At 32.8% G+C, this 26,619-nt stretch carries 28 protein-coding genes and 2 pseudogenes; 11 read left to right on the top strand and 19 right to left on the bottom strand.

Going from position 1 to position 26,619, the window contains the following annotated elements:
- The first annotated feature begins 222 nt into the window (after positions 1 to 222).
- On the top strand, positions 223 to 999 hold the full coding sequence (gene murI / locus P5P89_RS12505; protein ID WP_278008623.1) for a glutamate racemase: 777 nt from the start codon (positions 223 to 225) through the stop codon (positions 997 to 999).
- Between the two features lie 4 nt (positions 1,000 to 1,003).
- Here the strand turns inward: murI and bamG are convergent, their stop codons facing one another.
- Together bamG and P5P89_RS12495 are read right to left on the bottom strand one after the other, a co-directional pair.
- Entirely contained in the window at positions 1,004 to 2,239 is a 1,236-nt protein-coding gene (bamG, locus tag P5P89_RS12500; RefSeq protein ID WP_278008622.1) for a BamG family beta-barrel-assembly machinery protein, read from the bottom strand.
- Entirely contained in the window at positions 2,240 to 3,559 is a 1,320-nt protein-coding gene (locus P5P89_RS12495) for a DUF4270 family protein (RefSeq protein ID WP_278008621.1), read from the bottom strand. It abuts the gene before it with no gap.
- Positions 3,560 to 3,842: 283 nt separating this feature from the next.
- Here P5P89_RS12495 and P5P89_RS12490 point away from each other — a divergent pair, with 283 nt between their 5' ends.
- The 5 genes from P5P89_RS12490 (at position 3,843) to P5P89_RS12470 (ending at position 7,920) form a co-directional block, all read left to right on the top strand.
- Entirely contained in the window at positions 3,843 to 4,634 is a 792-nt protein-coding gene (locus P5P89_RS12490; protein WP_278008620.1) for a DUF6268 family outer membrane beta-barrel protein, read from the top strand.
- A gap of 391 nt (positions 4,635 to 5,025) precedes the next feature.
- Positions 5,026 to 5,655, top strand: coding sequence for a Kelch repeat-containing protein (locus tag P5P89_RS12485; RefSeq protein ID WP_278008619.1), 630 nt, complete (start codon positions 5,026 to 5,028; stop codon positions 5,653 to 5,655).
- A 78-nt stretch (positions 5,656 to 5,733) separates the two neighbouring features.
- Positions 5,734 to 5,979, top strand: coding sequence for a DUF4907 domain-containing protein (locus tag P5P89_RS12480; RefSeq protein WP_278008618.1), 246 nt, complete (start codon positions 5,734 to 5,736; stop codon positions 5,977 to 5,979).
- Positions 5,980 to 7,092, top strand: a complete 1,113-nt coding sequence (locus tag P5P89_RS12475; RefSeq protein ID WP_278008616.1) for a sensor histidine kinase — start codon at positions 5,980 to 5,982, stop codon at positions 7,090 to 7,092.
- A 114-nt stretch (positions 7,093 to 7,206) separates the two neighbouring features.
- A complete protein-coding gene (locus tag P5P89_RS12470) occupies positions 7,207 to 7,920 on the top strand; it encodes a LytR/AlgR family response regulator transcription factor (protein WP_278008615.1) in 714 nt (237 codons plus the stop codon).
- An 89-nt stretch (positions 7,921 to 8,009) separates the two neighbouring features.
- Here P5P89_RS12470 and P5P89_RS12465 read toward each other — a convergent pair whose 3' ends face one another.
- Positions 8,010 to 8,522, bottom strand: coding sequence for a gamma carbonic anhydrase family protein (locus P5P89_RS12465; RefSeq protein WP_278008614.1), 513 nt, complete (start codon positions 8,520 to 8,522; stop codon positions 8,010 to 8,012).
- A gap of 11 nt (positions 8,523 to 8,533) precedes the next feature.
- Complete coding sequence (locus P5P89_RS12460; RefSeq protein ID WP_278008613.1) at positions 8,534 to 9,523, bottom strand: PorP/SprF family type IX secretion system membrane protein; 990 nt, start codon at positions 9,521 to 9,523, stop codon at positions 8,534 to 8,536.
- Between the two features lie 134 nt (positions 9,524 to 9,657).
- Here P5P89_RS12460 and P5P89_RS12455 point away from each other — a divergent pair, with 134 nt between their 5' ends.
- From P5P89_RS12455 to P5P89_RS12445, 3 genes are all read left to right on the top strand, one after another.
- The gene (locus P5P89_RS12455) at positions 9,658 to 10,557 is read left to right on the top strand and encodes a NifU family protein (protein WP_269234692.1); all 900 of its coding nucleotides are present in this window, start codon (positions 9,658 to 9,660) and stop codon (positions 10,555 to 10,557) included.
- Positions 10,558 to 10,710: 153 nt separating this feature from the next.
- Entirely contained in the window at positions 10,711 to 11,064 is a 354-nt protein-coding gene (locus tag P5P89_RS12450; protein ID WP_278008612.1) for a YtxH domain-containing protein, read from the top strand.
- A 104-nt stretch (positions 11,065 to 11,168) separates the two neighbouring features.
- On the top strand, positions 11,169 to 11,981 hold the full coding sequence (locus P5P89_RS12445) for a mechanosensitive ion channel family protein (protein WP_278008611.1): 813 nt from the start codon (positions 11,169 to 11,171) through the stop codon (positions 11,979 to 11,981).
- Positions 11,982 to 11,986: 5 nt separating this feature from the next.
- Here the strand turns inward: P5P89_RS12445 and tsaB are convergent, their stop codons facing one another.
- The 7 genes and pseudogenes from tsaB to P5P89_RS12410 all read right to left on the bottom strand — a co-directional run bounded on the left by tsaB (position 11,987) and on the right by P5P89_RS12410 (position 19,888).
- Complete coding sequence (tsaB, locus tag P5P89_RS12440; RefSeq protein ID WP_278008610.1) at positions 11,987 to 12,658, bottom strand: tRNA (adenosine(37)-N6)-threonylcarbamoyltransferase complex dimerization subunit type 1 TsaB; 672 nt, start codon at positions 12,656 to 12,658, stop codon at positions 11,987 to 11,989.
- Positions 12,659 to 12,688: 30 nt separating this feature from the next.
- Positions 12,689 to 13,978, bottom strand: a complete 1,290-nt coding sequence (locus P5P89_RS12435; protein WP_278008609.1) for an efflux RND transporter periplasmic adaptor subunit — start codon at positions 13,976 to 13,978, stop codon at positions 12,689 to 12,691.
- 5 nt (positions 13,979 to 13,983) lie between these two features.
- Positions 13,984 to 15,435 (bottom strand): TolC family protein, encoded by a 1,452-nt coding sequence (locus P5P89_RS12430; RefSeq protein WP_278008608.1) that lies wholly within the window; start codon positions 15,433 to 15,435, stop codon positions 13,984 to 13,986.
- 79 nt (positions 15,436 to 15,514) lie between these two features.
- The gene (locus P5P89_RS12425) at positions 15,515 to 16,636 is read right to left on the bottom strand and encodes an efflux RND transporter periplasmic adaptor subunit (protein WP_278008607.1); all 1,122 of its coding nucleotides are present in this window, start codon (positions 16,634 to 16,636) and stop codon (positions 15,515 to 15,517) included.
- A gap of 39 nt (positions 16,637 to 16,675) precedes the next feature.
- A pseudogene (locus tag P5P89_RS12420) lies at positions 16,676 to 17,942 on the bottom strand (ABC transporter permease).
- Positions 17,943 to 17,949: 7 nt separating this feature from the next.
- Entirely contained in the window at positions 17,950 to 19,194 is a 1,245-nt protein-coding gene (locus P5P89_RS12415) for an ABC transporter permease (RefSeq protein ID WP_223679648.1), read from the bottom strand.
- Positions 19,187 to 19,888, bottom strand: coding sequence for an ABC transporter ATP-binding protein (locus P5P89_RS12410; protein ID WP_243236237.1), 702 nt, complete (start codon positions 19,886 to 19,888; stop codon positions 19,187 to 19,189). The genes P5P89_RS12415 and P5P89_RS12410 overlap by 8 nt, the downstream gene beginning before the upstream one ends.
- Positions 19,889 to 20,062: 174 nt before the next feature.
- On the opposite strand from P5P89_RS12410, the gene P5P89_RS21795 reads away from it, so the two are divergent.
- Both P5P89_RS21795 and P5P89_RS12405 read left to right on the top strand, forming a co-directional pair.
- Positions 20,063 to 20,425, top strand: coding sequence for a DUF4403 family protein (locus P5P89_RS21795; RefSeq protein WP_422851750.1), 363 nt, complete (start codon positions 20,063 to 20,065; stop codon positions 20,423 to 20,425).
- Positions 20,346 to 21,469, top strand: a pseudogene (locus P5P89_RS12405) (DUF4403 family protein). Before P5P89_RS21795 ends, P5P89_RS12405 begins: the two are co-directional and overlap by 80 nt.
- A gap of 14 nt (positions 21,470 to 21,483) precedes the next feature.
- On the opposite strand, the gene P5P89_RS12400 reads toward P5P89_RS12405, so the two are convergent.
- From P5P89_RS12400 to cyoE, 8 genes are all read right to left on the bottom strand, one after another.
- On the bottom strand, positions 21,484 to 21,750 hold the full coding sequence (locus P5P89_RS12400) for a hypothetical protein (RefSeq protein ID WP_278008606.1): 267 nt from the start codon (positions 21,748 to 21,750) through the stop codon (positions 21,484 to 21,486).
- On the bottom strand, positions 21,740 to 22,282 hold the full coding sequence (locus P5P89_RS12395; RefSeq protein ID WP_278008605.1) for a DUF420 domain-containing protein: 543 nt from the start codon (positions 22,280 to 22,282) through the stop codon (positions 21,740 to 21,742). Before P5P89_RS12395 ends, P5P89_RS12400 begins: the two co-directional genes overlap by 11 nt.
- 1 nt (position 22,283) lies before the next feature.
- Positions 22,284 to 22,973, bottom strand: coding sequence for an SCO family protein (locus P5P89_RS12390; protein ID WP_278008604.1), 690 nt, complete (start codon positions 22,971 to 22,973; stop codon positions 22,284 to 22,286).
- An 11-nt stretch (positions 22,974 to 22,984) separates the two neighbouring features.
- On the bottom strand, positions 22,985 to 23,626 hold the full coding sequence (locus P5P89_RS12385; RefSeq protein WP_278008603.1) for a hypothetical protein: 642 nt from the start codon (positions 23,624 to 23,626) through the stop codon (positions 22,985 to 22,987).
- A 78-nt stretch (positions 23,627 to 23,704) separates the two neighbouring features.
- On the bottom strand, positions 23,705 to 24,055 hold the full coding sequence (locus P5P89_RS12380) for a cytochrome C oxidase subunit IV family protein (RefSeq protein ID WP_223679634.1): 351 nt from the start codon (positions 24,053 to 24,055) through the stop codon (positions 23,705 to 23,707).
- A gap of 18 nt (positions 24,056 to 24,073) precedes the next feature.
- The gene (locus tag P5P89_RS12375) at positions 24,074 to 25,060 is read right to left on the bottom strand and encodes a cytochrome c oxidase subunit 3 (RefSeq protein ID WP_278008602.1); all 987 of its coding nucleotides are present in this window, start codon (positions 25,058 to 25,060) and stop codon (positions 24,074 to 24,076) included.
- A gap of 42 nt (positions 25,061 to 25,102) precedes the next feature.
- The gene (locus tag P5P89_RS12370) at positions 25,103 to 25,690 is read right to left on the bottom strand and encodes a cytochrome c oxidase subunit 3 (RefSeq protein WP_269234676.1); all 588 of its coding nucleotides are present in this window, start codon (positions 25,688 to 25,690) and stop codon (positions 25,103 to 25,105) included.
- Between the two features lie 2 nt (positions 25,691 to 25,692).
- Entirely contained in the window at positions 25,693 to 26,595 is a 903-nt protein-coding gene (gene cyoE, locus P5P89_RS12365; protein WP_278008601.1) for a heme o synthase, read from the bottom strand.
- Between the last annotated feature and the right edge of the window lie 24 nt (positions 26,596 to 26,619).

The following is a 26,619-nucleotide window of genomic DNA, read 5'->3' as shown; positions in this document are numbered from 1 at the left end:
TTAAATTGAGCCATTTTTGTTTTCAATAATTGATTTTTAATACATTGTTTTTACTAATACTTGTATAAAACCAAGATTAATCTACTACCTAATAATATAGAAATATTTTAATCTTTGTTGTACAAAAAGAGATTTTACTTTGGAATAATTTTCTAATTTATGTAGCTTAAATTCCAATAAAAAGTACGAATTTAGATTCTCAAAAAAATATATTTCTGTTTTATGACAAACAACAATCCTATAGGTGTTTTTGATTCCGGAATTGGAGGGACTTCAATATGGAGTGCCATTCACAAATTACTTCCAAATGAAAAAACAATTTATTTAGCAGACAGTAAAAATGCTCCTTATGGTCAAAAAACTAAAGAAGAAATTGTTGCTTTAAGTAAAAAAAATGTCGATTTTTTAATTGAAAACAACTGCAAATTAATTGTAGTTGCCTGTAATACTGCTACTACAAATGCAATCCAGGAACTTCGTGCAGATTACGACATTCCGTTTATAGGAATCGAACCGGCAATAAAACCAGCTGCACATAATTCAAAAACCCAGGTAATAGGCATATTAGCTACTAAAGGCACCCTGAATAGTGAGTTATTTAATAAGACTGCCGAAATGTTTCATGACACAAAAATCATCGAACAGGTAGGTTACGGACTGGTTCAGCTTATTGAAGAAGGCAATCTCAATTCACCGGAAATGACTATGTTATTAGAATCTTATTTACAGCCTATGATTGAGGCTAATATTGATTATCTTGTTTTGGGCTGCAGCCATTATCCGTATTTGATTCCGCAGATTAAAAAAATATTGCCGGAACATATTCAAATTATAGATTCCGGAGAAGCAGTGGCCAGACAAACGAAAAACGTACTGCGTGAAAAAGTAGGTTTTTCAGATGCCGAACAAATCGAACCTATATTTTATATCAACTCAAATCCTGCCGTTCTTAAATCAATTTTAGATCATAAATACAACGTCATCGAAAGAGATTTTTAGTTTGTTATTCAATTTTTCGCTTGACGAACCAGATTCCGTCCAATGATAAATTGAGTGATAGTTTATGGTAGTTTTCCTTTATCAGACCATCTCCAATTTTGCCTTTCTGACCGTAAGAGTAAGAAATATGAAGAGCAGAAAAAGTGTTGTCTACGGGTAAAGAAACTCCAATAGAAATTGCAGCATTATTAACTCTCTTTCCATCAACTTCCAAGTAACCAGTATCAAAATTTACTCCTGCCCCATACTGAACCCCATCCCAATAGCTTCGTAAATTTTTATTTCTTCGATAAGTAAAACCTAAAGCAAAGCGGTCCTGATTTACAAAATCACCAAATAATTCAGATTGATTGGTATCATTCCATAAGCTTTTTTCATAATCAAGGGTCATATTCAGATTATTCTTGAAACGTTTACTAACTCCAAAACCTATTTCCAAAGGCATATAAAAATCATCTGTATCTGATACCGCATCTGATTCTATAACACTTTGGCTTGAACTGCTTATAGTTTCTACAGACTGCACTTTTGATGCCTTAATTTTGGCAGGTGCCTTAAAAGTAGATGCAATAGTAAGAGTCGAATCAATTTTATACTGAACTCCTAAAGTTGCACGTACACCGCTATAATCTGTTTTTTTATTAATCGACGTTATTGAGTTTGAGATAGTATAACTTCTTTCATCAGTAGTATTTCCGAAAAGAACATTTCCTGTAAACCCGGCTGATAATTTTTTACTGATACGATATCCGTATGAAATATCAAAATTATTTAATCCCCCGGATCCATCAGCGTTTAAAATGTAATACTCTGAACTGTTTTCTACAGGCAATTTAAATTCTGAAATTTTGAATGTTGCACTCGAATAAGGTCGCAAACTAACACTAAAAGCAGATTTTTTATTGACTGCAAAAGCAAAAGCAATATGTGAAAACTGAAAATTATTGCGTTTTTCAGTTTTAGAACTGCTTTGAAAAGTTGTATTAATAGCCTTCCCTCCTACTTCAAACATAAAATGATTTAGGGGTAGATAACCTAATGAAGCCGGATTCAGATTATTGATAAAAACATCTGATGGTAATGCAATTCCCGAGGAGCCAATAGCAGGAATAGCCCCATAGTCTGCATCATATAAACTCCCTAAACCGTACAATGAATAAGGAGAACTCGAAATACTTTGCGAAAAAGAAGATGCATACATTAAAATGAAGCAACTTAAAAAGATTATTCTATTTTTCATTTAATAAGAGAGGTAGTAAATTTTCAATTGAATTTTATTATTCTGATTTTTCTGGTCGCCTAAAACAATTCTGTTAACAGCTTTGTTAATATTCGGCAGAGCAAAAACTAATGAAGATTTAGAGTCTGATTGTTTTAGCATTTCTTTCTGAAGAAAATTACCGACTGATAATGAATAACCCACATTTTCATTAAACTCATCACTTTGTTTATTTAGTTTAGCATATAATGAGACACCGGATGCATCATTTAATAGGCCACTAATCCTGTTTAATTTATCTGCCACATATACCTGCAGTGAATCTGACAAGGGAAATCCTTTGGAATATGTGTTATTGACAGGTTTTAAAATCAATTCGGCATCAACAATTGCACCTCTATCAGCAATATACTTCAACTGTTTTATATTTGGAAAATCGACTCTGCATGCAAGTCCTGTTCCAGACTGAATATATCCCTGATTATTGGTTAACAAACTTGACAATCTACTATTTGAGGCGGGTAAATCCTGAATCAGAGTTCCTGTCTTATCTAAAGAGATAGCATTAAACTGTTTGGCAGCATCTACTATAGTAAAATCTTTTACATAAGAGTCTATGTCGTCACCAAGATATTTTGAATAATACAATCGTACTTTACTTGTCAGATTAAAACCAATTATACTTGAAGAATTAGTGGTTTGAGGAATAATTACAAGTCCTTTCAGATATTCGGCAAAACTATCGAAGTCCGTAATTTCTCTTTTCTTAAGTTTTAAAAAAAGTGCTTCTCCAAATGCAGCATCCATTTTTACATTTATAGAATCTTTTTCTATTGGCCTGGGTTTATACGAAATTGTTCCTAAACTTTCTGAGCTGTAATTCAAAGCGGAATTATTATAAAATGAATCATCATCAGTATTAGGCTTGACCTTTTGAATGAGTCTATGGATATTGAAAGTCTGTACCCTGGTTGTATCTCCATAATAGTAATTATCATATTTTAAAATCATCGAAATAGAATCAAAAACATAATTTGCTGATTCTGTATCACTGGTACTAATTAAAGAATAGGAATCTGATGCCAGTTGAAAATAACTATTTGATTTTACTTTACCAAATAGAGGGTCGTCATAATTCCCTATCAAAATTCTACTCTTATTAGAAGTAATCAGGGAATCGAAATTGATGGTAGACATTTCAACTGTAACCGTATCAATTAAAATCACTTTGTTGTTTACCGACAGATAATCAGAGCCAACAACAAATTCGCCAGCATCTGTATCTGTACCACATGAAACCACAGCAAATCCAAAAAACAACATCAATATAAACTTATACATAATCCGAATTTTTGAACAAATATAAAAGGCACATTTCTGGTCAACACCATAACATATACAAGCCTTCATTTTTATACTATAGAAAGCCCAAAAACATCTACAACATACACTGGCAGAGAAATAACTCTTTAAGCCCAAAAAAATGCCATTTGGTCTACCAAAATGCCCTATACATATATATTCTTTTTTTTAAAACAGACTCCCTCCTACTTTTGAACCAATTAAACAAATAATGAAAAGAAAGGTTTTAGTCTGGGTGTTGTTTTGGATTAGCTTCCTTAATATGAAAGCACAAGAAAAGCTTGCTGTTGATTTTAATTTAAAGACAGAACCAACACAAGAAATAAATTTTAATGAAACAAATGCCAGTATAGCTGTTTATAAAAAAATAAATGATAAAAATGAGATTACAAATAAATTAGAGTACACAAATCTGAAAATAAAATACGACACAAGAACTTATTATGATTTTGAGAATCTGAATCAGTTTAATCAGATTCAAAACAAATTCGGGATATCACATAAAGTTTCTGAGGCTACAAGATTAAATTTTTCAGTTAGGCCAACAATCAATTTTCAACAAAATTTAAACATTTCAGATGTAACCCTTTTAGGGAGTTTCCAATTGAAACAGCAGTTGAATTCAAAAACAGGATTAAATATCGGAGCCGAAAGATCAACAATTTTCGGTACTCCTAAATTTATACCAACACTGTCAATTTCAGGCAAAATAAACGATCAAACTAATATTTTAATAGGTTTTCCGGATACAGCAATATCTTACTCCAACAATGAGCGAAACAAATTTAGTATCAGCAATAGTTTTAATGGGAATTTTTACAATTTGGATAAGTCTCCGGAAACATACAGTAATGCAGCCAAAATAAGCACTTCTCAAATCACAACAGCCTTTGATTATGAACGGAATATGGATAAAAATTGGTTTGTAAACTTTAAAGCAGGTTACAATTTTAACAAACAATATCATTTACTGGACGAAAACAATCATAAACTATATGATTTTAATAGTGGCAACGGTTACATTTTAAGCATTGGGATCAAATACAAACAATAAATAAATTTCAAACTATGAATAATTTTAAAAAAGGGATATTATTCGCTACTCTGCTATCAGGCTTTTTTTTACAGGCTGCAGTAACGATGATGATGATGATGAATTAATAGGTAACTGGATTAAAAAATCTGCATTTGACGGACCTGCCAGATCTAGTGCTGCCAATTTTGTTATTGGAGATTATGCTTATGTTGCGACAGGTTACACAGGAGACGAATATTTAAAAGATTTATGGGCTTACAACTCAAATGGTGATTATTGGGAGCAAAAAGCTGATTTTGCCGGAACAGGAAGAAGTTCCGCATCTGCTTTTGAACTTAATAATAAAGGCTATATTGGTCTTGGATATGATGGAACTAATAAGCTGAAAGACTTTTACCAGTACGATCCTGTGAGCAATAGCTGGGAGGCAAAAGCTGATTTTGGAGGAACAGCACGTTATGGAGCTGTTGGTTTTCAGGTAGGCGGAAAAGCGTATTTCGGAACTGGTTATGACGGAAATTATCTAAAAGATTTCTATCAGTATAACGACACTGACAATACATGGAAACTTGTTAGTGGATTTAGTGGAAATAAAAGACGAAATGCTACTGTATTCGTTATAAATGATTTAGCTTATCTAGGAACTGGTGTAAATAACGGAACCTATCAGGAAGATTTCTATGAATTTAATCCTGCAACTGAAGTTTGGACAAAGCTGCGAGACATTGATCAGGACGACGATGATGATTACAGCTGGAACGATGACTATGCAATAACCCGTTCAAACGCATCGAGTTTCAGCCTGAATGGATTAGGTTATATCGTAGGCGGTGAGGGCATCAAAACGGTATGGGAATATAACCCAACAACTGATCTTTGGATAGAGAGAACAGCTCTTGAAGGAGCAGCCAGAACTGATGCCGTAGGTTTTGCCATTAACAACAGAGGCTTTTTAATGTTAGGACGAATTGGTTCAACCTACTTCGATGATGCCTGGGAGTTCAAACCTTTAGAAGAACAAAATGACGATGATAATTAATTCCCCAAATTTAAAATTCTTCCGGAGATTATTCTGGAAGAATTTGCTTTTTATTCTATTTTTCCTACAGTTGACAGCTTGTACACAAAAAAAGCACTACATGCTGAATCTATAAAAACCGCTTCGGGCTGGGGATATACAATTTCGCATAAAGATAAAGTTATAATCAAGCAAACCATAATTCCGGTTATTAGTGACGCAAAAAGTTTTAACTCAGAAGATGACGCCTTAAAAGTTGCCGGATTAGTTATAAAAAAACTCTATCAAAACAGATCGCCATCGGTAACCAAAAATGATTTAATTTTATTAAAAATAAAAATGTAAATGAATATCGGTACCCTTAAAAATAGAAATTCAAATAAAGTTTTATTCCATATTACTATATGGACGTTCTTTATACTGACATCATTGATTCAGTTTTACGAAAGTCCTTTTAGAATTAATAATGATTTCTATGTACAATGGGGAACCGGAATTATTTTATTTTATCTCAACTATTTTTATCTGGTACCCGTATTGCTTCTCGAAAAAAAATATTGGCTGTATTTTATTTTTGTCCTGGCACTGATTTTACTTTTTATGATTATCCGAATTAATTATTTTTTTCCTGAATTCAATCATTTACGTATGCAAAACATGATGCCACCTAAAATGATGCCAGAGGAAGTAAAGATGTTTTTGAAAGAAGGCAGAATGAAAGTCCGTCAGCATAAACAGCCACTTTTTTTTAAAATTGGGCCGTCATTTTTCTATCTTTTAATTACGACCATTAGTGCGATAATTAGGACCTTAACAGAATTTTATCAAAACCAGCAAAACAAATTAATTGCCGAAACACACAGGACTAATACTGAATTGAATTATTTACGAAAACAGACTAATCCACATTTTTTATTTAATTCCCTCAACAGCATCTATTCTTTGGCTCATAAAAAATCTGATTTGGTTCCTGATGCCATCGTAACATTATCAGAATTAATGCGGTATATGCTGTATGAAACAGACAACAAAACGGTGGCTTTAGAAAAAGAGATCAATTATATTCAGAATTATATTGAATTACAAAAATTGAGACTCAACAATATTGAAGACATAGTTATAAATATTCACGGAGATCCTAAAAATAAATTCATCGAGCCTTTATTATTAATTTCATTTATTGAAAATGCCTTTAAATACGGTACTGATTATAAAGGAGTTGCTCATGTAAAAATCAAGGTTATCATTATTGAAAATGATCTCGATTTTTGGACAGAAAATACAATTGAAAATTATGAAAAAGACCCTGAAAATTCAGGTATTGGTTTAGCAAACATTCAAAGCAGGCTGGATTTGCTATATCCTAATGCACATGAGTTGACAATAAAACAAGACAGCCAATATTATCGCGTACATCTGAATTTGAAATTAGATAAAATACAAACTGACATTCAATAAATCAACAATAAACGAAATTAGCTTACTCAATATTTAACTAAATTTTAAAATGTAAGTCGTTTGTTTAAAGCTACTTTTGACCCGATTAATTTATTAAAATTTAAATCTAAAAAGATGAAATGTGTAATTATAGATGATGAACCTTTAGCAGTAGATTTACTAAAAGATTTTGTTAGCAAAGTAGATTCATTAGAATTAATAAGCACTTTTAATAATGCTATTGATGCAGTGTCTTTTATTAATCAAAACAATGTAGATTTAATTTTCCTTGATATCCAGATGCCTCATTTTTCAGGTATTGAATTCTTAAATACTATCGAAAAAAAGCCTTTAATTATTTTCACAACAGCTTATTCTGATTATGCTGTTGAAGGTTTTAATCTTGGTGCAGTAGATTATTTAGTAAAACCAATTCCGTTTCACCGATTCCTGAAGGCTGTAGTCAGAGCACAGCAAATTTTAAATCCTCCAACCGTTCAGGCTATTTCTGAAAACACTACAATTCCTGAATTAGAACAGGATTTTATGTTTGTAAGGGCTGAATATGAAAATGTTAAAATGAATTTCGCTGATATTTTATTTATCGAAGGTTTAAAAGATTACGTGAAAATTTATACAACAGACAATAAATTCACACTCACTCTGATTAGCCTGATAAAATTAGAAAATTTGCTTTTCAGCAAAGGATTTTCGAGAATACACAGGTCTTATATTATCAACATCAAACATGTAAAATCAATACAAAAAAATAAGGTTTTGATTAGTGATAAACGAATTCCTATTAGCGAAAGCTACAAAAATGCCTTTTTCGAAAGAATCAATTTATAGCTTATTTAAATTCCAAAATAAAAAATTTCAAATTCCAATTCTGTTCGAACTAGATTGGAATTTAAATATTCCTTTTTATATATTCTGAATTATTCTTTAAACCAGCCCGAATACATCACATAGTTATTTGAGATACGCTCAATTTCACCTGCAAAATCTGACTGATCAATATCTTTCACTTTTTTGGCAGGGACACCAGCATAAATACTTCCTGAGGTTACAACTGTATTTTGTGTTAAAACCGCTCCGGCTGCAATAATCGAATTACTTTCTACAACGCAATTGTCCATTACAATCGCTCCCATTCCAATCAAAACATTGTCCTGAATAGTACAACCATGTACAATAGCATTGTGCCCAATTGAAACATTATTGCCAATAATTGTGGCATGCTTTTGATACGTACAATGTATAATCGCCCCGTCCTGAATATTTACTTTATTTCCAATTTTAATAAAATTTACGTCTCCCCTAATTACAGCATTAAACCAAACACTGCATAAATCACCAAAAGTTACATCGCCAACAATAGTAGCATTTTCAGCAACATAACAATCATCAGGAATTACAGGAGATTTTCCGTTTACAGCTTTTATCAACATGATATTTAAATTTAATTAACCGCTGGACATTTACAATCGTAGCGTTCTCTTTTACAAAATAAATTAATTCCAAGAGTAATCTGATGATATCCTCCTGTATCAAATTTCACATCACCCGTTACGTTTGAATAGGTATAAGCAAACATGAATTTTTTATAATTAAGACCAACAATAGGAGTTATATACTGTAATTTTTGGTCACCTGATCCGCTTCCTCCGCTGTATCTCGCTCCGTCAAAACTTCTTCTGTAAGACAGTGCAGCCCATATACTTCCAAAGTCCATATTTTTATACGCTTTTAAATTCAGGTCGATAGATTTTTCTTTTGTCTGATCAAAATACTGAAATAAAATTGAAGGTTCCCATGTAATATTTTCACTTTTTCCAAAAACATATCCCGCACTTAAAAGAAATTTTCTCAAATTATCACTTTCATAATCCGTATATAATTGCCTTCTGGTTTCTATAAGTCCCTGGACAGTTAAATGGGCATAAAAATCCAAAAAATTATAAGATGCCCCTACATCAACATTGAAATAAGAATCGTTTTGTATTGATCCAAAAACAATTGGATCAAAAGTTCCTCCAAATGAAGTTTCATCCAGCTGACTCTGAATCATGCCTCCGCTAATACCAAAAGAAAGCTGATTCAAATCCAGTTCACTTCTTGAAAACATAATATGATGTGCATAAGTAAGCTTTACTCCTTTTTGTGAATGATATCCATTTTTATCGTTAAAAACAATAATCCCTGCGCCGGATCTTTCTCCAATTCTTCCATTAAAACTTAACGTTTGTAAAGAGGGCGCATCATCCTGACCAAACCACTGCTTTCTGGCAGTAAGCCTTATTTTTGCACAATTTGCAGCACCAGCCATAGAAGGATGAATCAAGTAATAATTATCTGACAAATAATCAGAATATACCGGAATTCCTTCTTGTGAATAAGAATAGAATGAAGTAATCATAAAACCAAACAAGATTCTGATTTTCAATTTCATGCAAATAAACTTATTAGCCGTGTTTTAAATTTAACAAGATTGATTACAAAAAGAATCTTAATTGTTTTATTAAAAAACCAAATATAGCTATTAGTAGAAGATAACTTTATTAAATTTACAAAAAATATAAAGACATGGCAAAAATCACTATAAAAGAAACTCAAAATCCTACCATTATAAAGTTTGAATTTGATGATTTCATTACACAAAATCAAAATTTTGAGTTTAAAAACATTGATGAAGCACAATCATCACCATTAGCCCAGCAGTTATTTTATCTTCCATTCGTAAAGACTGTTTACATTTCTGGAAATTTTATCGCTGTAGAAAGATTCAGTATCGTAGAATGGGAAGATGTCCAGGATGCAGTAGCCGAGCAAATTGAAGCTTTTGTAAATAAAGGCGGAACTATTGTGAATATAGACGAAAACAAACCTAAAAAACAGCCAATTACAGTTTACGGGGAAACAACTCCTAATCCGGCTGCATTAAAATTTGTGGTAAGCAGAATGCTAACCCGAAATGCTGTTGAATACAAAAACATTGACCAGACAGCTTCTTCTCCGTTGGCTCAGGAATTATTCAAATTTCCTTATGTAAAAGAAGTTTTTATTGATGAAAATTACATTTCGGTAACGAAATACGAAATCAATAACTGGGAAGAAATTACACTTGAACTTAGAACTTTCATCAAACAATTTATTGAAAACGGAGGAACCGTTTTAGATGAAAGTTTAATTGAAACTGCTACTAAAAATGATGTAACCAAAGATGAAGCTTTTGACAAATTAGATGTTACTTCCCAACAAATCATTAACATTCTGGAGGAATATGTAAAACCAGCGGTTGCAGCAGATGGAGGAAACATTGCTTTTGATTCTTATAATGAAGACAACAAAGTTGTAAAAGTTATTTTACAGGGAGCATGCAGCGGCTGTCCGTCTTCTACATTTACTTTAAAAAGCGGTATAGAAAACATGCTGAAAAGTATGCTAAATGATGAGCAGATCACTGTTGAAGCGCTAAACGCATAAAAAACAAATCAATTCAATTACCCATAAAAACGCCTAATAAAGGCGTTTTTTTTATTCCTAATCCACCACTTCATTGAAGATTTTACTAAAATATAACACAATACTAAATTCAAAATACTTAATATTGTATTGTAACTTAATAAGCTTTGTAACATGGGATTATCATCGTTTTTTAAAAATTTATTTGGCAAAAATCAGGAAAGGTCAACTCAAATAGAAAACCCAGATCAACATACTGGCGAAAAAGCATACATTGAAAAAACAGAAAACTTAGTTGAAGAAACTTTAAATAAACTCAAAGAAGTTTCTGAACCAATACTGGAAGATGCTGCTGAGTTTACTAATCATGCCAAAGACATACTAAGTGAATATGCAGAAAAAACCGCTGACTCTATAAATGACATTGTTGATGCTGTAAAAGAAAGTATAGAAAGTGATGATAAGCAGCCAATTGTTTATGATACTGTTGTAGATATTAGCGAAAAGCCAATAACAGAAACTGACTAATAACAGTTATATCTTGTAATGATTAAGACTTTTTTTTCATAGCAAATTTTTATATTTGCACAATTAATATACCTTCTCATTTAGAAGGTTTTTTTATCTAAAATATGGATGTAAACCCAAACCAGCTTTCCAGTTACGCAACGAAATTTATTGATATTTTAATTGATTATTCACCGAAGTTGATCTCGGCATTTCTAATTTTATTTGTAGGCTTATATGCTATAAGACTGATAAACAGAATTATTAGAAAAATAATGGTCAAAAGACATTTAGACCCTACATTAACTAAGTTTCTTGCTGATATTTTGCTTTGGGTCTTAAGAATATTGTTATTTGTAACCTTTATTTCAAAACTCGGAATTGAAACTTCATCATTTGTAGCCATTTTAGGAGCCATGGGACTTGCGGTTGGCTTATCACTACAGGGTTCACTTTCAAATTTTGCGGGCGGAATGCTAATTATTGTTTTTAAGCCTTTTAAAGTAGGAGACACAATTGAGGCACAAGGAGTGATTGCAACCGTAGTCGAAATTCAAATTTTTGTTACAAAATTAGTTACGGGTAATAACCAAACAGTTTTTGTACCTAATGGAGCTTTATCTAATGGAAATATAATCAATTATTCAATGCAGGGTGAGCGAAAAGCTGATTTGACCTTTTCTGTTTCATATGATTCAGATATCAAAAAAGCTAAAGACATATTACTAGATGTTTTAATTAGAAATCCTAAGGTCCTCAAAACTCCTGCACCTGAAGTATTTGTAAAAAATTTATCGGCAAGTTCTATTGATTTTGCTGTTCGTCCCTGGGCAAAAAATGAAAATTACGGAGCCGTTTTTTCTGAAACTTTAGAGAATTGCAAAATAGCATTAGATGAAGCAGGTATTGCTATTCAGCCATATACAGTACAGAAATAAAAACATTATTGCTTTTTTGGTGCAGCAACCATAAAATCTTTTAAATAATAAGGTTCAAAGTAAGCGACATCTACAGTGTCGCTTTTTTGATATTTATCGTAACTAATTTTACTCATTGCGGCAGCTGAAGGATATTTGATATCTTCTAAAAACACAAAATTCTCTTTAGTTAATACTGTCTTGCATTTTTCTGTACAGTCACCAACAAAATACAGCTTTTCTGTAAAATCTTTAAATGAATTTTCGTCAATAACTTCTGCCAGAATTGCTCTTTCAGTTTTTAATTCAGCACTAAAAATTGCACTGTAAACTTCCATTCTCCGCGCGTCCAGCATTGCAATTATTTTGCCCTCAGAAATTTTAGCCTGAGATGCCAAGGTTTGTAAAGTATCTACTGCAATCAACGGAATATTTAAAGCAAAACACAATCCCTTTGCTGCTGAAACCCCAATCCTAAGTCCGGTATAAGAACCTGGTCCCTGGCTTACAGCAACTGCGACTAAATCGTGAACAGAAATCCCTGATTCAGCTATTATTTCTTCAATAAAAACATGTAGCTTTTCGGCATGTGAATAACCTTCTTCTGCAATTTCTTTGCAAATAATTGTTTCGCCATCTTTAGCAATTGCTACCGAACAATTTTTGGTAGCGGTTTCGATATTAAGAATAAAAGACAAAATTTTTTATTTAAAGTTAATTGTATCGATTTATTTCTTCGAGGTTTCAGTCTTTTTAAGCTTCACTTTATCCCCGGAATTTAATTCTTTGGAAACAGTCGTGTAAGGTCCGGTAATTACCACATCGCCTGGTTTCAATCCTGAAATCACCTCGATATTAGTATCATCCTGAATTCCGGTTTTGATAATTCTGATTTTTGCTTTATCACCCACTTTTACAAAAACACATTCAAATTTTTTATCGCTTTTTGGCGCTGTTTTTTTCTCATTCGGATCCTCAACTTTAAAATCTTTCACAGCAGTTGTATCCGATTTTACCACAACAGAGCTGATAGGTACTGCCAAAACATTTGTTTTTGTTGTAGTGATAATATCAACAGTTGCAGTCATACCTGGTCTAAATGGAGAATATGAAGATGGTTTTCCTTCAAGCAAATCCTGATAAGATTCTTTTAAAATTCTAACCTTAACCTTAAAATTAGTTACCTGATCTGATGTTAAAGTCGTACTTGCCGAATTAGAAATACTGGTTACAACACCTTTAAATTTCTTTTTTAGATAAGCATCTACTTCAACATTCGCTTCGTCTCCAATTTTTATTTTTACAATATCATTCTCATTAACATCAACTTCAACCTCCATATTATTAAGGTTGGCCACTCTTAAAAGTTCAGTTCCTGCCATTTGCTGTGTTCCTAAAACTCGTTCACCCAATTCTACATTTAGTACAGAAATGGTTCCGTCTGCAGGAGAATATATTGTAGTACGTCCTAAATTATCTTTTGCTTCATTTACCGATGCAGAAGCACTCTGAACATTATAGTAAGAACTTTGTCTTGTAGCTTTTGCAACTTCAAAAGAAGCTATAGCTTTATCCCAGTCAGACTTTGAAATAACACCTTTGTCATACAAAGTTTTATTACGTTCATAATTCGCTTTTGCTTCTTTAAAACTAGCTTCCGACTGCGTTAATCCCGCCTTGGTACCTGATAAATTTGAAACTGAACGATTGTAACTTGAAGTGTATAAATCCGGATTTATTTTCACTAATAAATCTCCCTTTTTAACAACCTGCCCCTCTTTTACATTTAATAAAATAATTTCGCCCGAAACTTCCGGAGAAATCTTGACTTCTATTTCTGGTTGAATTTTACCTGTAGCCGAAACAGTTTCAACAATTGTGGAAGCTATAACTTTTGATATCTCTACTTCTTTTCCTTCGTCCTTATTTCCTATCACTCCCGATTTAGAAAGTCCTATTAAAGCCGCAATTATAATTATTGCACCGCCAATTAAGAAATAAATTGTTTTTTTTGACATGATAATTAGTTTTTGATAATTGGGACAATTGGAATTCCGAAGTAGAATTCAAGTATCTTTATTTTAAACATGTAATCGTATTTTGCTCTAATTACATCTGATTGTGCGTTCGTTAACAAAGTTTGTGCCTGGGTAAAATCGAAAGAGTTCATCAAGCCAACATCATACTTTTCTTTAGCATAATTATAAGACTGTTGTCTTGCTTCTAAGGTTATTGTTGATGATTCATAAGCATTTAACGCTCCTTTTGCATCCGTAAAAGCAGTATAAACATTACGCTGCAAATCTAAACTTTTTTGCTCAAGATCAATTTTAGATTTTTCCAGGCTTACTTTATTACGTTCTACATTATTTCTTGTAGAGAATCCGTTGAAAATCGGAATAGATAACTGAACTCCAAAAGACTGTCCTTTATTATTATCAAACTGATCCAGAATAGGCGCCGCATTTCCCAAAACAGGTGAGTAATTATTCTGTAACACAGACTGATTAGTTCCTTCAACAAAGCCTATTTGATTGGTTGGATTTGCCGTATTTAAAGTAGATCCTGTAATAATATCTGAATAGCTTGCTCTGGTATTAAAGTTATAAAAAGCACTCAAAGTTGGCTGATAAGCTCCTTTCGCAATAGATACATTTTTTTGCGCAATTTCCAGATTAGTTTCTGCAAGCTTTAATTCTGTTCTTGTTTCCTTTGCCTTATTATAAATATCAGTTGGATTTTGCGCCATGATGTTATTTTCATCCTGTACATTTGTATTATCGGTAACATCAAAATCTGCAAATTCTTTAAGTTGTAATAACTGAGCCAAACTTAATTTAGAAATCAACAAACTATTCTCAGCTACAATAATAGCTTGTTGATCTGTTGCCACAGTAGCTTTTAAATCGAATAAATCTCCGCGAGGAATTGTACCCGCATTTACCATTTCTTCTGAACGCTTAAATCGTTTTTCATCAATAGCGAGCTGTTCCTTTTTTACTTTTAAATTTTCCTTATTGAAAAGAATTTCCAAAAATGCATTGGCGACATTTAATGAAATATCTTCTTGCATCTTTAATAATTGATATTTTGAAGCAACTATAGACAGTTTAGCTCTTCTATAAGTATTCTGATTTTGTAAACCTTTGTAAATATCGACACCAACACTCGCCCCAATTGATGAATATTGTGTAGTTTGATTTTCAAGCAATCCTGTTGTAATATTTTGATTTAATCCAATATTCCATGAATGTGAAGCATTTGCATTTACAGCAGGCAGATAATTTCCTAAAGCTCCTCTTTTATCTATGACAGAATTCTTAACATCTAATTCAGATAGTTTGATTGTGATATTATTATCCAGTGCATAACGTACACATTCTTCCAGTGTCCATTGTTTTGTTTGAGCCTGTGTAGATAATGCTAATCCAAACAGGAGAGCAAAAACAAAACTATTATATTTATTTATTTTCATATATTTTGAAATGAAAGCACAGCAGATACCATGCAAATTTAACGTTTTATAAGTCCAAAAATCGCTTTAAATAATCAAATTATTTTTTTTCGCCTTCACCCTCATTGATGAGTCCCTGATTCCAGATTTTAATTTTATCAGATGCCTTAACACCGCTTTTAACCTGAACATAAATCCCGTCACTTACCCCCAGAACTACATCTTTTCTTTGGAACTTTTGAGGTGCTGTTTCGATTTCAACATAAGGTTTTTGAGTTTTTTTGTCAAACTGAACCAATGATTCTTTAATAGCCAAAACTTTGTCTGCTTTCTCTAAAATAATAGAAGCATTTGCACTTAAGCCGGCTCTGATAAAAGTAGCATCATTGTTTTCTAAAGAAGCTTTGATCTCAAACTGGATAGCTCCGTTTTCAACTACTCCCTTAGGAGCTATATAGGTTAAAACAGCCGTGAATTTTTTGTTTTCAATTGCTCCAATTGTAATTTCAATAGGCATTCTTTCTTTTATTTTACCTACTTCAGATTCATCAATTTTTCCAACAAAAATCATTCTCCCAACATCTGCCACGCTTGCTATTGTAGTTCCTTCATTAAAATTATTACTTTCAATAACCTGATTTCCAACTTTTACAGGCACATCTAAAACCATCCCGTTTACAGTAGAACGAATCAGTGTATTTGCATAGCTTCCTAATGAAGATGTTGTTCCTGTTTTTACGATATCCAGACTTTGTTTTGCTGACAGATAATTTTGTTTTGCCTGTTTATAAGCTAGCTGGGCTGCATCAAAATCATTTGCAGAAATTACATCTTTATCAAATAATGTTTTTTGTCTCTGATAGATTTTCTCCTGATTGTCTAATGCAATTTTAGCGGTCTGAACCTGATTTTGAGTACTGCTTACATTAGAAACATTAGCAACAACCCTGATTTTTGCAATCATATCCCCTGCTTTGATTTTTTCACCCGCCTTAATGTAAACAGACTCAATAATACCTGAAATATTAGGTTTAATCAGAACCTCTTCATCTGGCTGGATATTTCCTGTTGCAATCGTATTTTTTACAATCGTTTTAATTTCAGCTTTTTCAGTTTTAAAAACAACTGGAGACTCCTGATTTTTAGCATACAGATAATAAAGTGCGCCAAAGAAAACTATAGCAATAAAAATTAAAATGGTTACGGTTACTCCTTTTTTCATTTTGTTTGTTGTTAATTCGATTATATTTTGATTGATAATTTATTCTGTTCGTAAAGCATCCACCGGTTTTACATTGATTGCCGTCTGTGCAGGTATAAATCCGGCCAGTAATCCTGAACCAATAAGGATTAATAAAGCTACAAATACAACCCGCAAATCTACACTTGGATTTGCAAACATGGTATTGCTGTTTGGAGGCATTGAATCTAAAAACATATTCAAAAGTGCAATAAGCCCTGTTGCAACAGCAATTCCTAGCATACCTGAAATGATGGTTAAAAATATTGATTCTGACAAAATTTGTCCTCTTATAGCTGCTGGAGTCGCTCCTAACGCCCTTCGAATTCCAATTTCTTTAGTTCTTTCTTTTACCACAATAAGCATAATATTAGATATACCAATTACGCCTGAAATCAAAACCAAAGTGCCTACAAAATAGGCAATGATTTTTAAAATAGTAAAAAGACTTTGCACCTTGTTAAACTGTTCGTACAAATCGAAGTTTCCTACGGCACGATCATCTTTAGGATTTATAGAATGAAGTGCTTTTATTTTGTCCAAAATCTTTGGCTTTAAATCTGTAATGGAGGTTTCATCTTTTGCAGTAAGTGCCATCCAGCCTACTTTATCCCCATAATTAAAAGACTGCTGAAAAGTAGTAAAAGGGATGAAAATATTTTTTTGTTCCTGCTCTGCATTTCCTCCCTGTTGTTTCGATTTATAAACCCCAACGACCATAAAATTTATTCCGTTAATTTTCACATAAGTGCCAACAGCTTCTTCTTCTTTTCCATAAAGCTCCGCAATAACACCTTTTCCAATCACTGCTATTTTTTCTTCTTTCAAGAATATCCTGCTGATTGATAAAACGTCCTTTTATGATATCCATCGGCTGTTGCTTAATCAGTTCGGGATAATCCCCATAAATGGTAAATGCTGAAGTTTTTGTTCCCCTAACCACATTATTTGTTCCGTTAAAATCACCTAATTGATTTCGTGGGGACACATACAATAAATCCGGAAAAGCCTCTCTTAAAGAAGCAACATCACTGTTTCTAAAATCATAACGTCGCACCTTGGGCAAGCCTTTATAAGCTTTTGATGTTGTCTGACTCCACATAAACATGGTGTTTGTAGCTATTCCGTCAAACCCTTTTTTTACACCGTTTTCGAGTCCGTTTCCTGCAGCAAGTAATATTACTAAAATAAATATGCCCCAAAATACCCCAAATGCAGTTAGAACCGTTCTGAAAACGTTGGCGGTTAAAGCCTGTAAAATCTCATCCCAATTATCTTTACTAAACATATTTATTTTATTCGTCTCTAAGTGCTACAATAGGTTTTATTTTAGCGGCTCTGTATGCTGGAAAAAAACCAGCCATTGCTCCTGCAAATACAAGTAAAACAAGTGTTGTTAAAGCAACACCAAAATCTACTTCGGGATTTCTGAAATATTCACTCTGAACCATTGGCCCAACAAATTCTAATAATAAAAGACTCGCCAATAAACCTGTAAAACCTGCAATAGTGGTTATAAAAATAGACTCATGAAGAATCATGGAAATAATAGAAAACGGAGAAGCTCCCAACGCTTTTCTAATTCCAATTTCTTTTGTTCTTTCTTTTACAACAATAAGCATAATGTTACTTACTCCAACTACTCCGGCGATGATGGTACAAATACCCACCCACCAAAAAAATAGTCTTATAAAAAGATTTAAATCATAAAATTGTTTAGCTTCTTCAACAGAGTTATAAGCTCTGATGCCACTATCATCATCAGGTGCAACCACATTTTTGCTTTTTAAAAGTGCCTTTACCTCTTCTGTAAATTTTTTTGATTGTGCTAAAGCTTCATCATAATTCATTTTTTTATTTAAAACAAACTGCATACCGTTTATTTTATCTCCTGCACCAAAAGCCCGCTGATTGGTAGACATGGGCATATAAACCCTTGATTCTTCACGTTCTCCTGAAGGATCTGTAAAAACCCCTATTACTTTAAAATTAATATTATTGACTAAAATCTCTTTCCCTATCGGATCTTCTTCTTTAAACAGGTCCTGCTTTACCTTCAAACCTATAGCTACTACTTTCTCATTATTTATCATATCGCTATTATTAATGAAACGTCCATTAATAATAGTCGCATTTTCAAGAGACAAATAATCCGGACTAATTCCTCTAAATTGGTAGTTTCCCGACTCTTTTCCATAACTTACAATTCCTCCCCAGGTACTGCGAACAGAAGATTTTTTATCAATCTCATCGCCAAACTTTTTAACCGGAAGATCATAATCACTATTTCTTAACTGAATTTGCCTTCCTGGATTAAGCCCCTTATATTGTTTGGTTGTTGTTTCGGACCAAACTTCAATTATCCCTTTGGCATCATTCTCGAACTGCTTTTCAATTCCGTTCTGAAGCCCCTTTCCCGCACCCAGTAAAATCACCAAAATAAAAATTCCCGAAGCAACAGAAACTCCTGTCAAAAAAGTTCTTAACTTGTTTTTGGAGATTGCTTCAAATATTTCCTGCCAACGCTCAATATTAAACATACGCTGAAGCTCTAACTTGTTCTACTTTTTTGTCATCAATGATTAATCCATCTTTCAGGACTACATTTCTTTTGCACATTGCAGCAATATCAGGTTCGTGGGTAACAATCAAAATGGTTTTTCCTTCATCATTAATCCCCTGAATAAGTTCCATAACCTCATAAGAAGTTTTTGTATCTAAAGCACCAGTAGGCTCATCTGCCAGTAAAACTTTTGGGTTTGACGCCAGAGCCCTTGCAATTGCAACACGTTGTTTTTGTCCTCCTGAAAGTTCATTTGGCAAATGATGTGAATGCGACCCCAGACCAACTTTCTCCAGATATTTCATCGCAATATCATAACGTTCTTTTCTCTTAACACCCTGATAATATAAGGGCATGGCAACATTATCCAGTGCAGTTTTATAATTTATTAAATTGAAAGACTGAAAAACAAATCCTAAAAATTTGTTTCGATATCTGGAAGCAATTGTTTCATTAAGTTTTTTTATAGGAGTTTTATCCAGGATATAGCTGCCAGAATCTGCTTCATCCAGAATCCCTAAAATATTCAGAAGGGTCGATTTTCCGGAACCCGAAGATCCCATTATGGCAACCAGCTCGCCTTCTTCTATATTAAAATTTATTCCTTTTAGTACGTGCAATTCTGAACTTCCCATTTTATAGGACTTATGTAAATCTTTGATTTCAATCATAATACCGCTGAATTTTAAGACAATAATAACATTTTAATTACGTATTTTATGGTAAGAAAAAGTTAATAAATTTCGTATGACTTTTAGAATAAGACTACATTATCGACTAATTGTTACACTTTTTTCAAAGAATATAATTGTTTTCTTAATTTTGCTTTACTAAAAAACCTTCAAATGAAATTTCTTTTTTCTTCAGTTCTTTTCATAATCTTAACATTATTCATCAGCTGTTCGACTTCTCAAAAGCTAGCCACATTAAAACCTGAACCAGATGATGCAAGTCCGTTGATTTATGACAGTAATCCGTCTTTTATTAATTTGCCAATCACGGTAAAATTAAAAGACATAGAAAATCAAACCAATGCTCTTTTAAACGGATTAATTTACGAAGATAATGATATTAAGGATGATGATATCGAAATAAAAATCTGGAAACAGGCACCAATCAAAATTCAAAATGATCCTGCAAATGCAGATAAAAAAGATAAAAACTATTTTACCATTAAAAGCAAATATCAAATACCGAATTGGCACTAAAAAAATGGGCGTTGAACTTTATGACACACGTGAATTCAATTTAAACGGCATCATTACTTTATCAAGCGAGGTCACTTTGACAAACTGGAAACTCAATACAAAAACAGAGTTCAAATCTCTTGACTGGAATGAAAGCCCTACCATGACCGTTTTTGGAAAAAACATACCCATCACTTATTTAGCAAATCCGGCAATCTCAATATTCAAATCTAAAATTGAAAAGAGCATAGATGATGCAATTGAAAAATCAATGGATTTTAAACCAAATGTTTTATCTGCTTTAGAAAAAATCTGTACTCCCTTTCAAATGAATGAAACTTATGAGAGCTGGCTCAGAATTGCGCCGGTAGAAATATACTCTAGCAATGCAAAACTTAAAAATGATTCATTTTTACTGGATATGGGAATAAAATGTAATATGGAAACTGTTATTGGCAAACAACCTGAATCTAAGTTTAATGCTTCAAAAATTGTTTTGAAACCAGTTGCTAAAATTCCAAATCAAATTACGACCAATATTGCTGCTATATCAAGTTATGTCGATGCCTCAAAAATCATGACTAAAAATTTTGCAGGACAGGAATTCGGTTCGGAAAGCAAAAAGGTAACCGTGAAAAATGTTGAAATTTGGCATAAAGATGCAAAAATGGTAATCGCACTCGATGTTTTAGGATCTGTCAACGGAACCATATATTTAAACGGATTTCCTCAATATAATCCTCAGAACAAAGAAATTTATTTTGATAAACTGGACTATGTTTTAGACACCAAAAGTAAATTGATGCGAACTGCAAACTGGCTTGCTCAGGGTTATATCCTAAAAAAATGGAAGAAAACTGCCGATATTCTATACAGCCTAATTTAGAAGAAGGTAAAAAAACCATGGCCACTTATCTTAAAAATTATTCCCCAATGCCTGGTGTTTTTATTAATGGAAAAATGGAAGACATTCAGTTTGATAAAATTCAATTAACGAATCAGGCTATTATTGCTTTTATTAAAATAAACGGAACAGTAAACGTTTCTGTTAATGGATTAAAATGAAAAAAGACCGAATTTTATTCGGTCTTTTTGCTTTTTGATTGGTACATCTTATAAATTAAAACTCCAATTATAACTACAAGCAAATACGGAATGACCATTAAATAAACAATTCCATCATTTACTGCTTCCGCTTTTTTTATGTTAGACTCTCCTGAAAGCGCAGCACGGCACATGGCACACTGAGCGTTTGAAGAAACTCCAATAAAGAAAAACAAAACTCCAAAAAAGAAAGTTTGTAATTTGGAATTTAAGATTTGAATATTTTTGCTTTTAGTGCGCATAATAAGGAGAAATCATTAAATAAACTATTACACCTGTAACGGCAACATATAACCAAAGCGGAAACGTAATTTTAGCAATTTTTCTATGCTTGTCAAATCGTTTTGCTAAAGCTCTAACATAAGTGATCAAAACCAAAGGAATAATAGCAATCGACAATAATATGTGAGTGATCAAAATAAAGAAATAGATTAACTTAACAATTCCTTCTCCTCCAAACTTTGTTGAATCAGCCGTCATGTGATAGGCCACATACATTACTAAAAATGCTACAGATAATCCAATCGCAGTTGTCATTAAACGTTCATGGGTTTTCTGATTCCCTTTTTTAATTGCAATAACAGCCAAAACCAAAACAACAGCCGTAATACCATTTATAGTTGCATATATTGGAGGCAAAAACGAAAGCGGTTCTACATTATATCCAAAATCTTTAAGTTTTACACCAAATAAAATGGCTACTACAACCGGAATTACAATTGAAACAGCAATGATAAATTTATTGTATTTTTTTTCTAATGAATGATCTTCCATTTTATTCTTCTAATAATATTTTAATATCCTGTTGAATGTCTCTTACTCCTTTTTTATCTAATCCATCATAATATAAAATTGGATTCCCAAAGTCATCTTTTCTGCAACGGATGTTTCCTTCTTTATCAATTAAGGCAAATAATCCTGAATGCTCAAATCCTCCGTTCACTTTTGCATTTTCACCTGCATAAAGATTAAATCCTTTGTTTGACAAATCCATGATGGCTTTTTTATCTCCTGTTAGAAAATTCCATGTCGAAGATTTCACACCTAGCAATTTTCTATGATCTTTTAATACCTGAGGCGTGTCATGAGCTGGATCAATCGTAATAGAAACAATTCCAAAATTAGGATTTCCAAAAAAAGTTTTTTCAATCTCTAACATACTCATATTCATCTTTGGACAAATAGATGGACAGGTTGTAAAGAAAAATTCTAAAACATAAACTTTTCCTTTGTAAGTTTCATTTGAAACCTTAACATTATCCTGATTAATTAGCTCAAATTTTGGAGCCTTTCCTATCGTGAGTAATTTTGCGTCTCCACTAGAACTTTTTTCACCTACGTTGTCTAACCGATTTCCTTTAACAACATCACCATTTTTGATTCTGTCAACAATTTTAGGTACAGCGTAAATTCCGAAGATTAAAATGATAAACGAAATTCCGATATATGATTTATTTTTAAACATTATAATTGAAATTAGAGTTGTTTAGTAGCATTATGATTCTTTTTGAGAGCTGCGCGGTATTCATAAAGAATAATTTTAAAGTCGTCCAGCATCTCGTTGCTCAGTTCAGAAGGATGAAAGGCATTATAGCCTTCTTTATACTCTTTATCATCTTTTCTCCCCCTTAAATTTCTTTCTTTATCAACGATAAAAACATTAGGAGTACCCAGATTTTCGTCCAGCTTCGCTTTTAAATGCAACTGATCATAAAACTTCTGAATATCTTCGTTTGATGCAAAAACAAAGTTCCAATTTTTCACATCTGTAAAAGGAGATAAAGCATCTATAATTTTCTGAGCTTGCTTTTCAGTTCCAAGCGGGCATAAAACTACAAACTGAAGATCTTCAAATCCGTTGTAACGTTTGTAAATTTTTTCGTTTAAGTTAAAATAATTACCACGATTGCTTAAAATATCGGAACCTGCAAAACCTAAAATGGTTATCTTTTTATCAAGTGAAACTTTTTTGCCGTTTAAGGATTCCCAATTTCCAAAATCATTAATTTTTGGCGTTATTACAGGAAGTGTTGTAAAACTATTTACGCCGGAAGCAAAAAACAAATAGGCAACAATTGGCAGAACAAAAAGCACAAAGAGAACTATATTTTTTTTCATTGGAAGTGCAGAAATTATTGAGGTACAAAAATAAAAAAAGCTCCGTTAAACGGAGCCTCTTTTCGAATTAATATCATGTTAAAAATTCCATTTAATAGTAGAATCTTTAAAAACCCCATAAATATAATGTCCTTCAGTTAAGAGAATGAACAATAAATACAGAACAAGGAAAATAACAGGCGATACAACAGACCATCTAAGACTGCTTTTTTCACCTTCCATGTGCATAAATGCCCATACAATATAATAAGCTTTGAATATTGTTAAGATATAAAATATCCAGTTTAATAAATTCAAACCAATAAAATGATTAAACTCTAATGATGCTGGTTTATAAATACCAAGAATAACCTCTACTGTAGTTACTACTGATAGTAATGCAAAAACAAACCAGATTCTTTTTGTATTTGATACGTGCTCGTGTGACATAATGATTAAATTCTAAAATTAAACTAAGTAGAAAACTGTAAATACAAATACCCAAACTAAATCTACAAAATGCCAGTATAAACCAACTTTCTCTACCATTTCATAGCTTCTTCTCTTTTCGTAAGTACCCAATAACACATTAAAGAATATAATGATATTAATGATAACCCCAGAAAATACGTGGAATCCGTGGAATCCTGTGATAAAGAAGAAGAAATCAGCAAATAATTTGCTTCCGTATTCGTTTCTTGTCAGGTTTGCACCTTCTACAACATATTTTGCAGTACTTAAACGAGACTCAGATTCTGCTCTTGTCAAAATTGTTTTTTTCTTTTTATCCGTAAGCTGTTCAGTTCTTATTAACAACTCTGGATGTGCTTTAAAACCTGCCTGCACTTCAGCAACTGTAAAGGTCGGCTGCGTTTCAGCATCCTCCATAAACCAGGTCGAATGGCTTCTTGTTAAAGCTTCTCTTTGTTCTGGCAACTTTACAGCAAATTTTTCAAGAGCAACTCTTTCACCATTTGCATCAACAAACTGCAATAAACTTCCACCTGCTGTTTCAATTGCACCATACTCACCTTTAATGAAGTTTTTCCATTCCCATGCCTGAGAACCTACGAAAATAAAACCTCCAATAATAGTAAGGAACATATAAATTGCAACCTTTGTCTTTTTCAACTGATGACCTGCGTCAACTGCCAAAACCATAGTTACAGATGAGAAAATCAAAATAAAAGTCATTAAGGCCACATAATACATTGGAGCCGGGACACCATGTAAAAAAGGAAAGTGAGTAAACACTTCATCAGCCAAAGGCCAGGTTTCTATAAATTTAAATCTTGAAAAACCATAAGCCGCAAGGAATCCAGAGAATGTTAAGGCATCTGATACGATAAAAAACCACATCATCATTTTACCATAACTTGCTCCTAATGGCTGGATATGCTCTCCGCCTCCCCAAGTTTTTTCGTCGTTATTTGCAGTAGTAACTGTCGCTTCCATAAAAGATATTCGTTAAAAAGTTCCCAAATTTACGTTTTTTTCTTATTTAAAGAAATATAAAAATAAAAATAAATAAACCCACAATAAGTCCAGAAAGTGCCAATACATTGCACCTAGTTCTATACCAAGAGTTTGAGTTGAATTGTATTTTTGTTTAAAATGATTATAAATTACAATTAAAAGAGAAATTAATCCCCCTGCAAGGTGCAATAAATGCGTAACAGTGACCACATAAAGAAAAGTAGTCGTTATAGAGCTTCCTTTACCTGTAAAGTAATATCCGCTTTTTACAATCTGGCCAAAACCCTCAAACTGCAAAACCACAAATGCAATACCTAATAATAATGTAGCAAAAAGAAACCCAGTAGTAGCACTTCTGTTATCTTTTTGAATGGCTTTTTTTGCCAAATGAAAAGCAATACTACAACCAATAATTACAGCTGTACTATAATAAAACGCAGATGGCAGTTCAAAATTCTTCAACCAGTCTGCCCTTGATTTGCTTACTACAAATGCACTGGTAAGTCCGGCAAACATCATAGTCATGCTTACCATTGCGAATAACAAAATCAGTTTTGCCGATTTTGATTTCCTTACTTGTTCTTCACTTATTTTCATTGTCATTTCCATAACTATCTTAAAAATTTATCTACTATAAACACTATCTGCAGTAACGAAATATACGAAACACTCACCAGCATTAAGGTTCTGGCTGCTTTTGCAGTTCGCAACTGATACAAACGCACAGCATAAAACAACATCCAGATTCCTAATAAAAAAACAACGATTGCAGCAATTGGCGTAAGAAATAATTGCCCTGTATATCCTAACATTGGTAATAGCGATGCAATTATCAGCCAAATTGTATATAAAATAACCTGCAAAGCGGTTCCTTTATCTTTTTTTCCTGTTGGAAGCATAAAAATACCCGCCTTTTCATAATCTTCATACAAAAACCATCCAATAGCCCAAAAATGAGGGAACTGCCAGAAAAACTGAATCAAAAACAAAGTACCTGCCTCTATTCCAAATTCACCTGTTGCCGCAACCCATCCTAACATAAACGGAATTGCCCCCGGAAAAGCCCCAACAAAAACAGATAATGAGGTTACCGTTTTTAAAGGTGTATAAACACTCGTATATAAAAATATTGAGACTGCTGCAAACATTGCAGACTTTGCATTGATCGTATATAACAAAACAATTCCTGTAATCGTTAGTAAACTTGCCACCAGCAAAGCCACTTTTGGAGACATACGCCCTGAAGGAACCGGGCGGTTTTTGGTACGATCCATTAAAGAATCAATATCTTTTTCAATTACCTGATTAAAAGCATTAGAAGCACCAACCATACAGTAGCCTCCAACCATTAAAACAGCTAAAACACTCCATTGAAAAGGATTTTCATTATTTACGCCTAATAAATATCCTGCAATTGAAGAAAACAAAACACTGATAGCTAAACCAGCTTTCGTAATCTCTTTGAAATCCAGAAATATCGATTTAAGCGAAATTGTATTTTTAGTAGCGTTCAACCTGTAATTATTTGTCTATTTTTT

The sequence above is a fragment of the Flavobacterium gyeonganense genome (genome assembly GCF_029625295.1).
GTDB lineage: Bacteria > Bacteroidota > Bacteroidia > Flavobacteriales > Flavobacteriaceae > Flavobacterium > Flavobacterium gyeonganense.
This window is presented reverse-complemented; position numbering and strand designations above follow the sequence as displayed.

Coding starts and splice junctions, on each gene's coding strand:
- murI (WP_278008623.1), top strand. CDS start 223: ATGACAAACAACAATCCTATAGGTGTTTTTGATTCCGGAATTGGAGGG.
- bamG (WP_278008622.1), bottom strand. CDS start 2,239: ATGAAAAATAGAATAATCTTTTTAAGTTGCTTCATTTTAATGTATGCA.
- P5P89_RS12495 (WP_278008621.1), bottom strand. CDS start 3,559: ATGTATAAGTTTATATTGATGTTGTTTTTTGGATTTGCTGTGGTTTCA.
- P5P89_RS12490 (WP_278008620.1), top strand. CDS start 3,843: ATGAAAGCACAAGAAAAGCTTGCTGTTGATTTTAATTTAAAGACAGAA.
- P5P89_RS12475 (WP_278008616.1), top strand. CDS start 5,980: ATGAATATCGGTACCCTTAAAAATAGAAATTCAAATAAAGTTTTATTC.
- P5P89_RS12470 (WP_278008615.1), top strand. CDS start 7,207: ATGAAATGTGTAATTATAGATGATGAACCTTTAGCAGTAGATTTACTA.
- P5P89_RS12465 (WP_278008614.1), bottom strand. CDS start 8,522: ATGTTGATAAAAGCTGTAAACGGAAAATCTCCTGTAATTCCTGATGAT.
- P5P89_RS12460 (WP_278008613.1), bottom strand. CDS start 9,523: ATGAAATTGAAAATCAGAATCTTGTTTGGTTTTATGATTACTTCATTC.
- P5P89_RS12455 (WP_269234692.1), top strand. CDS start 9,658: ATGGCAAAAATCACTATAAAAGAAACTCAAAATCCTACCATTATAAAG.
- P5P89_RS12450 (WP_278008612.1), top strand. CDS start 10,711: ATGGGATTATCATCGTTTTTTAAAAATTTATTTGGCAAAAATCAGGAA.
- P5P89_RS12445 (WP_278008611.1), top strand. CDS start 11,169: ATGGATGTAAACCCAAACCAGCTTTCCAGTTACGCAACGAAATTTATT.
- P5P89_RS12435 (WP_278008609.1), bottom strand. CDS start 13,978: ATGTCAAAAAAAACAATTTATTTCTTAATTGGCGGTGCAATAATTATA.
- P5P89_RS12430 (WP_278008608.1), bottom strand. CDS start 15,435: ATGAAAATAAATAAATATAATAGTTTTGTTTTTGCTCTCCTGTTTGGA.
- P5P89_RS12425 (WP_278008607.1), bottom strand. CDS start 16,636: ATGAAAAAAGGAGTAACCGTAACCATTTTAATTTTTATTGCTATAGTT.
- P5P89_RS12415 (WP_223679648.1), bottom strand. CDS start 19,194: ATGTTTAATATTGAGCGTTGGCAGGAAATATTTGAAGCAATCTCCAAA.
- P5P89_RS12410 (WP_243236237.1), bottom strand. CDS start 19,888: ATGATTGAAATCAAAGATTTACATAAGTCCTATAAAATGGGAAGTTCA.
- P5P89_RS21795 (WP_422851750.1), top strand. CDS start 20,063: ATGAAATTTCTTTTTTCTTCAGTTCTTTTCATAATCTTAACATTATTC.
- P5P89_RS12400 (WP_278008606.1), bottom strand. CDS start 21,750: ATGCGCACTAAAAGCAAAAATATTCAAATCTTAAATTCCAAATTACAA.
- P5P89_RS12395 (WP_278008605.1), bottom strand. CDS start 22,282: ATGGAAGATCATTCATTAGAAAAAAAATACAATAAATTTATCATTGCT.
- P5P89_RS12390 (WP_278008604.1), bottom strand. CDS start 22,973: ATGTTTAAAAATAAATCATATATCGGAATTTCGTTTATCATTTTAATC.
- P5P89_RS12385 (WP_278008603.1), bottom strand. CDS start 23,626: ATGAAAAAAAATATAGTTCTCTTTGTGCTTTTTGTTCTGCCAATTGTT.
- P5P89_RS12380 (WP_223679634.1), bottom strand. CDS start 24,055: ATGTCACACGAGCACGTATCAAATACAAAAAGAATCTGGTTTGTTTTT.
- P5P89_RS12375 (WP_278008602.1), bottom strand. CDS start 25,060: ATGGAAGCGACAGTTACTACTGCAAATAACGACGAAAAAACTTGGGGA.
- P5P89_RS12370 (WP_269234676.1), bottom strand. CDS start 25,690: ATGGAAATGACAATGAAAATAAGTGAAGAACAAGTAAGGAAATCAAAA.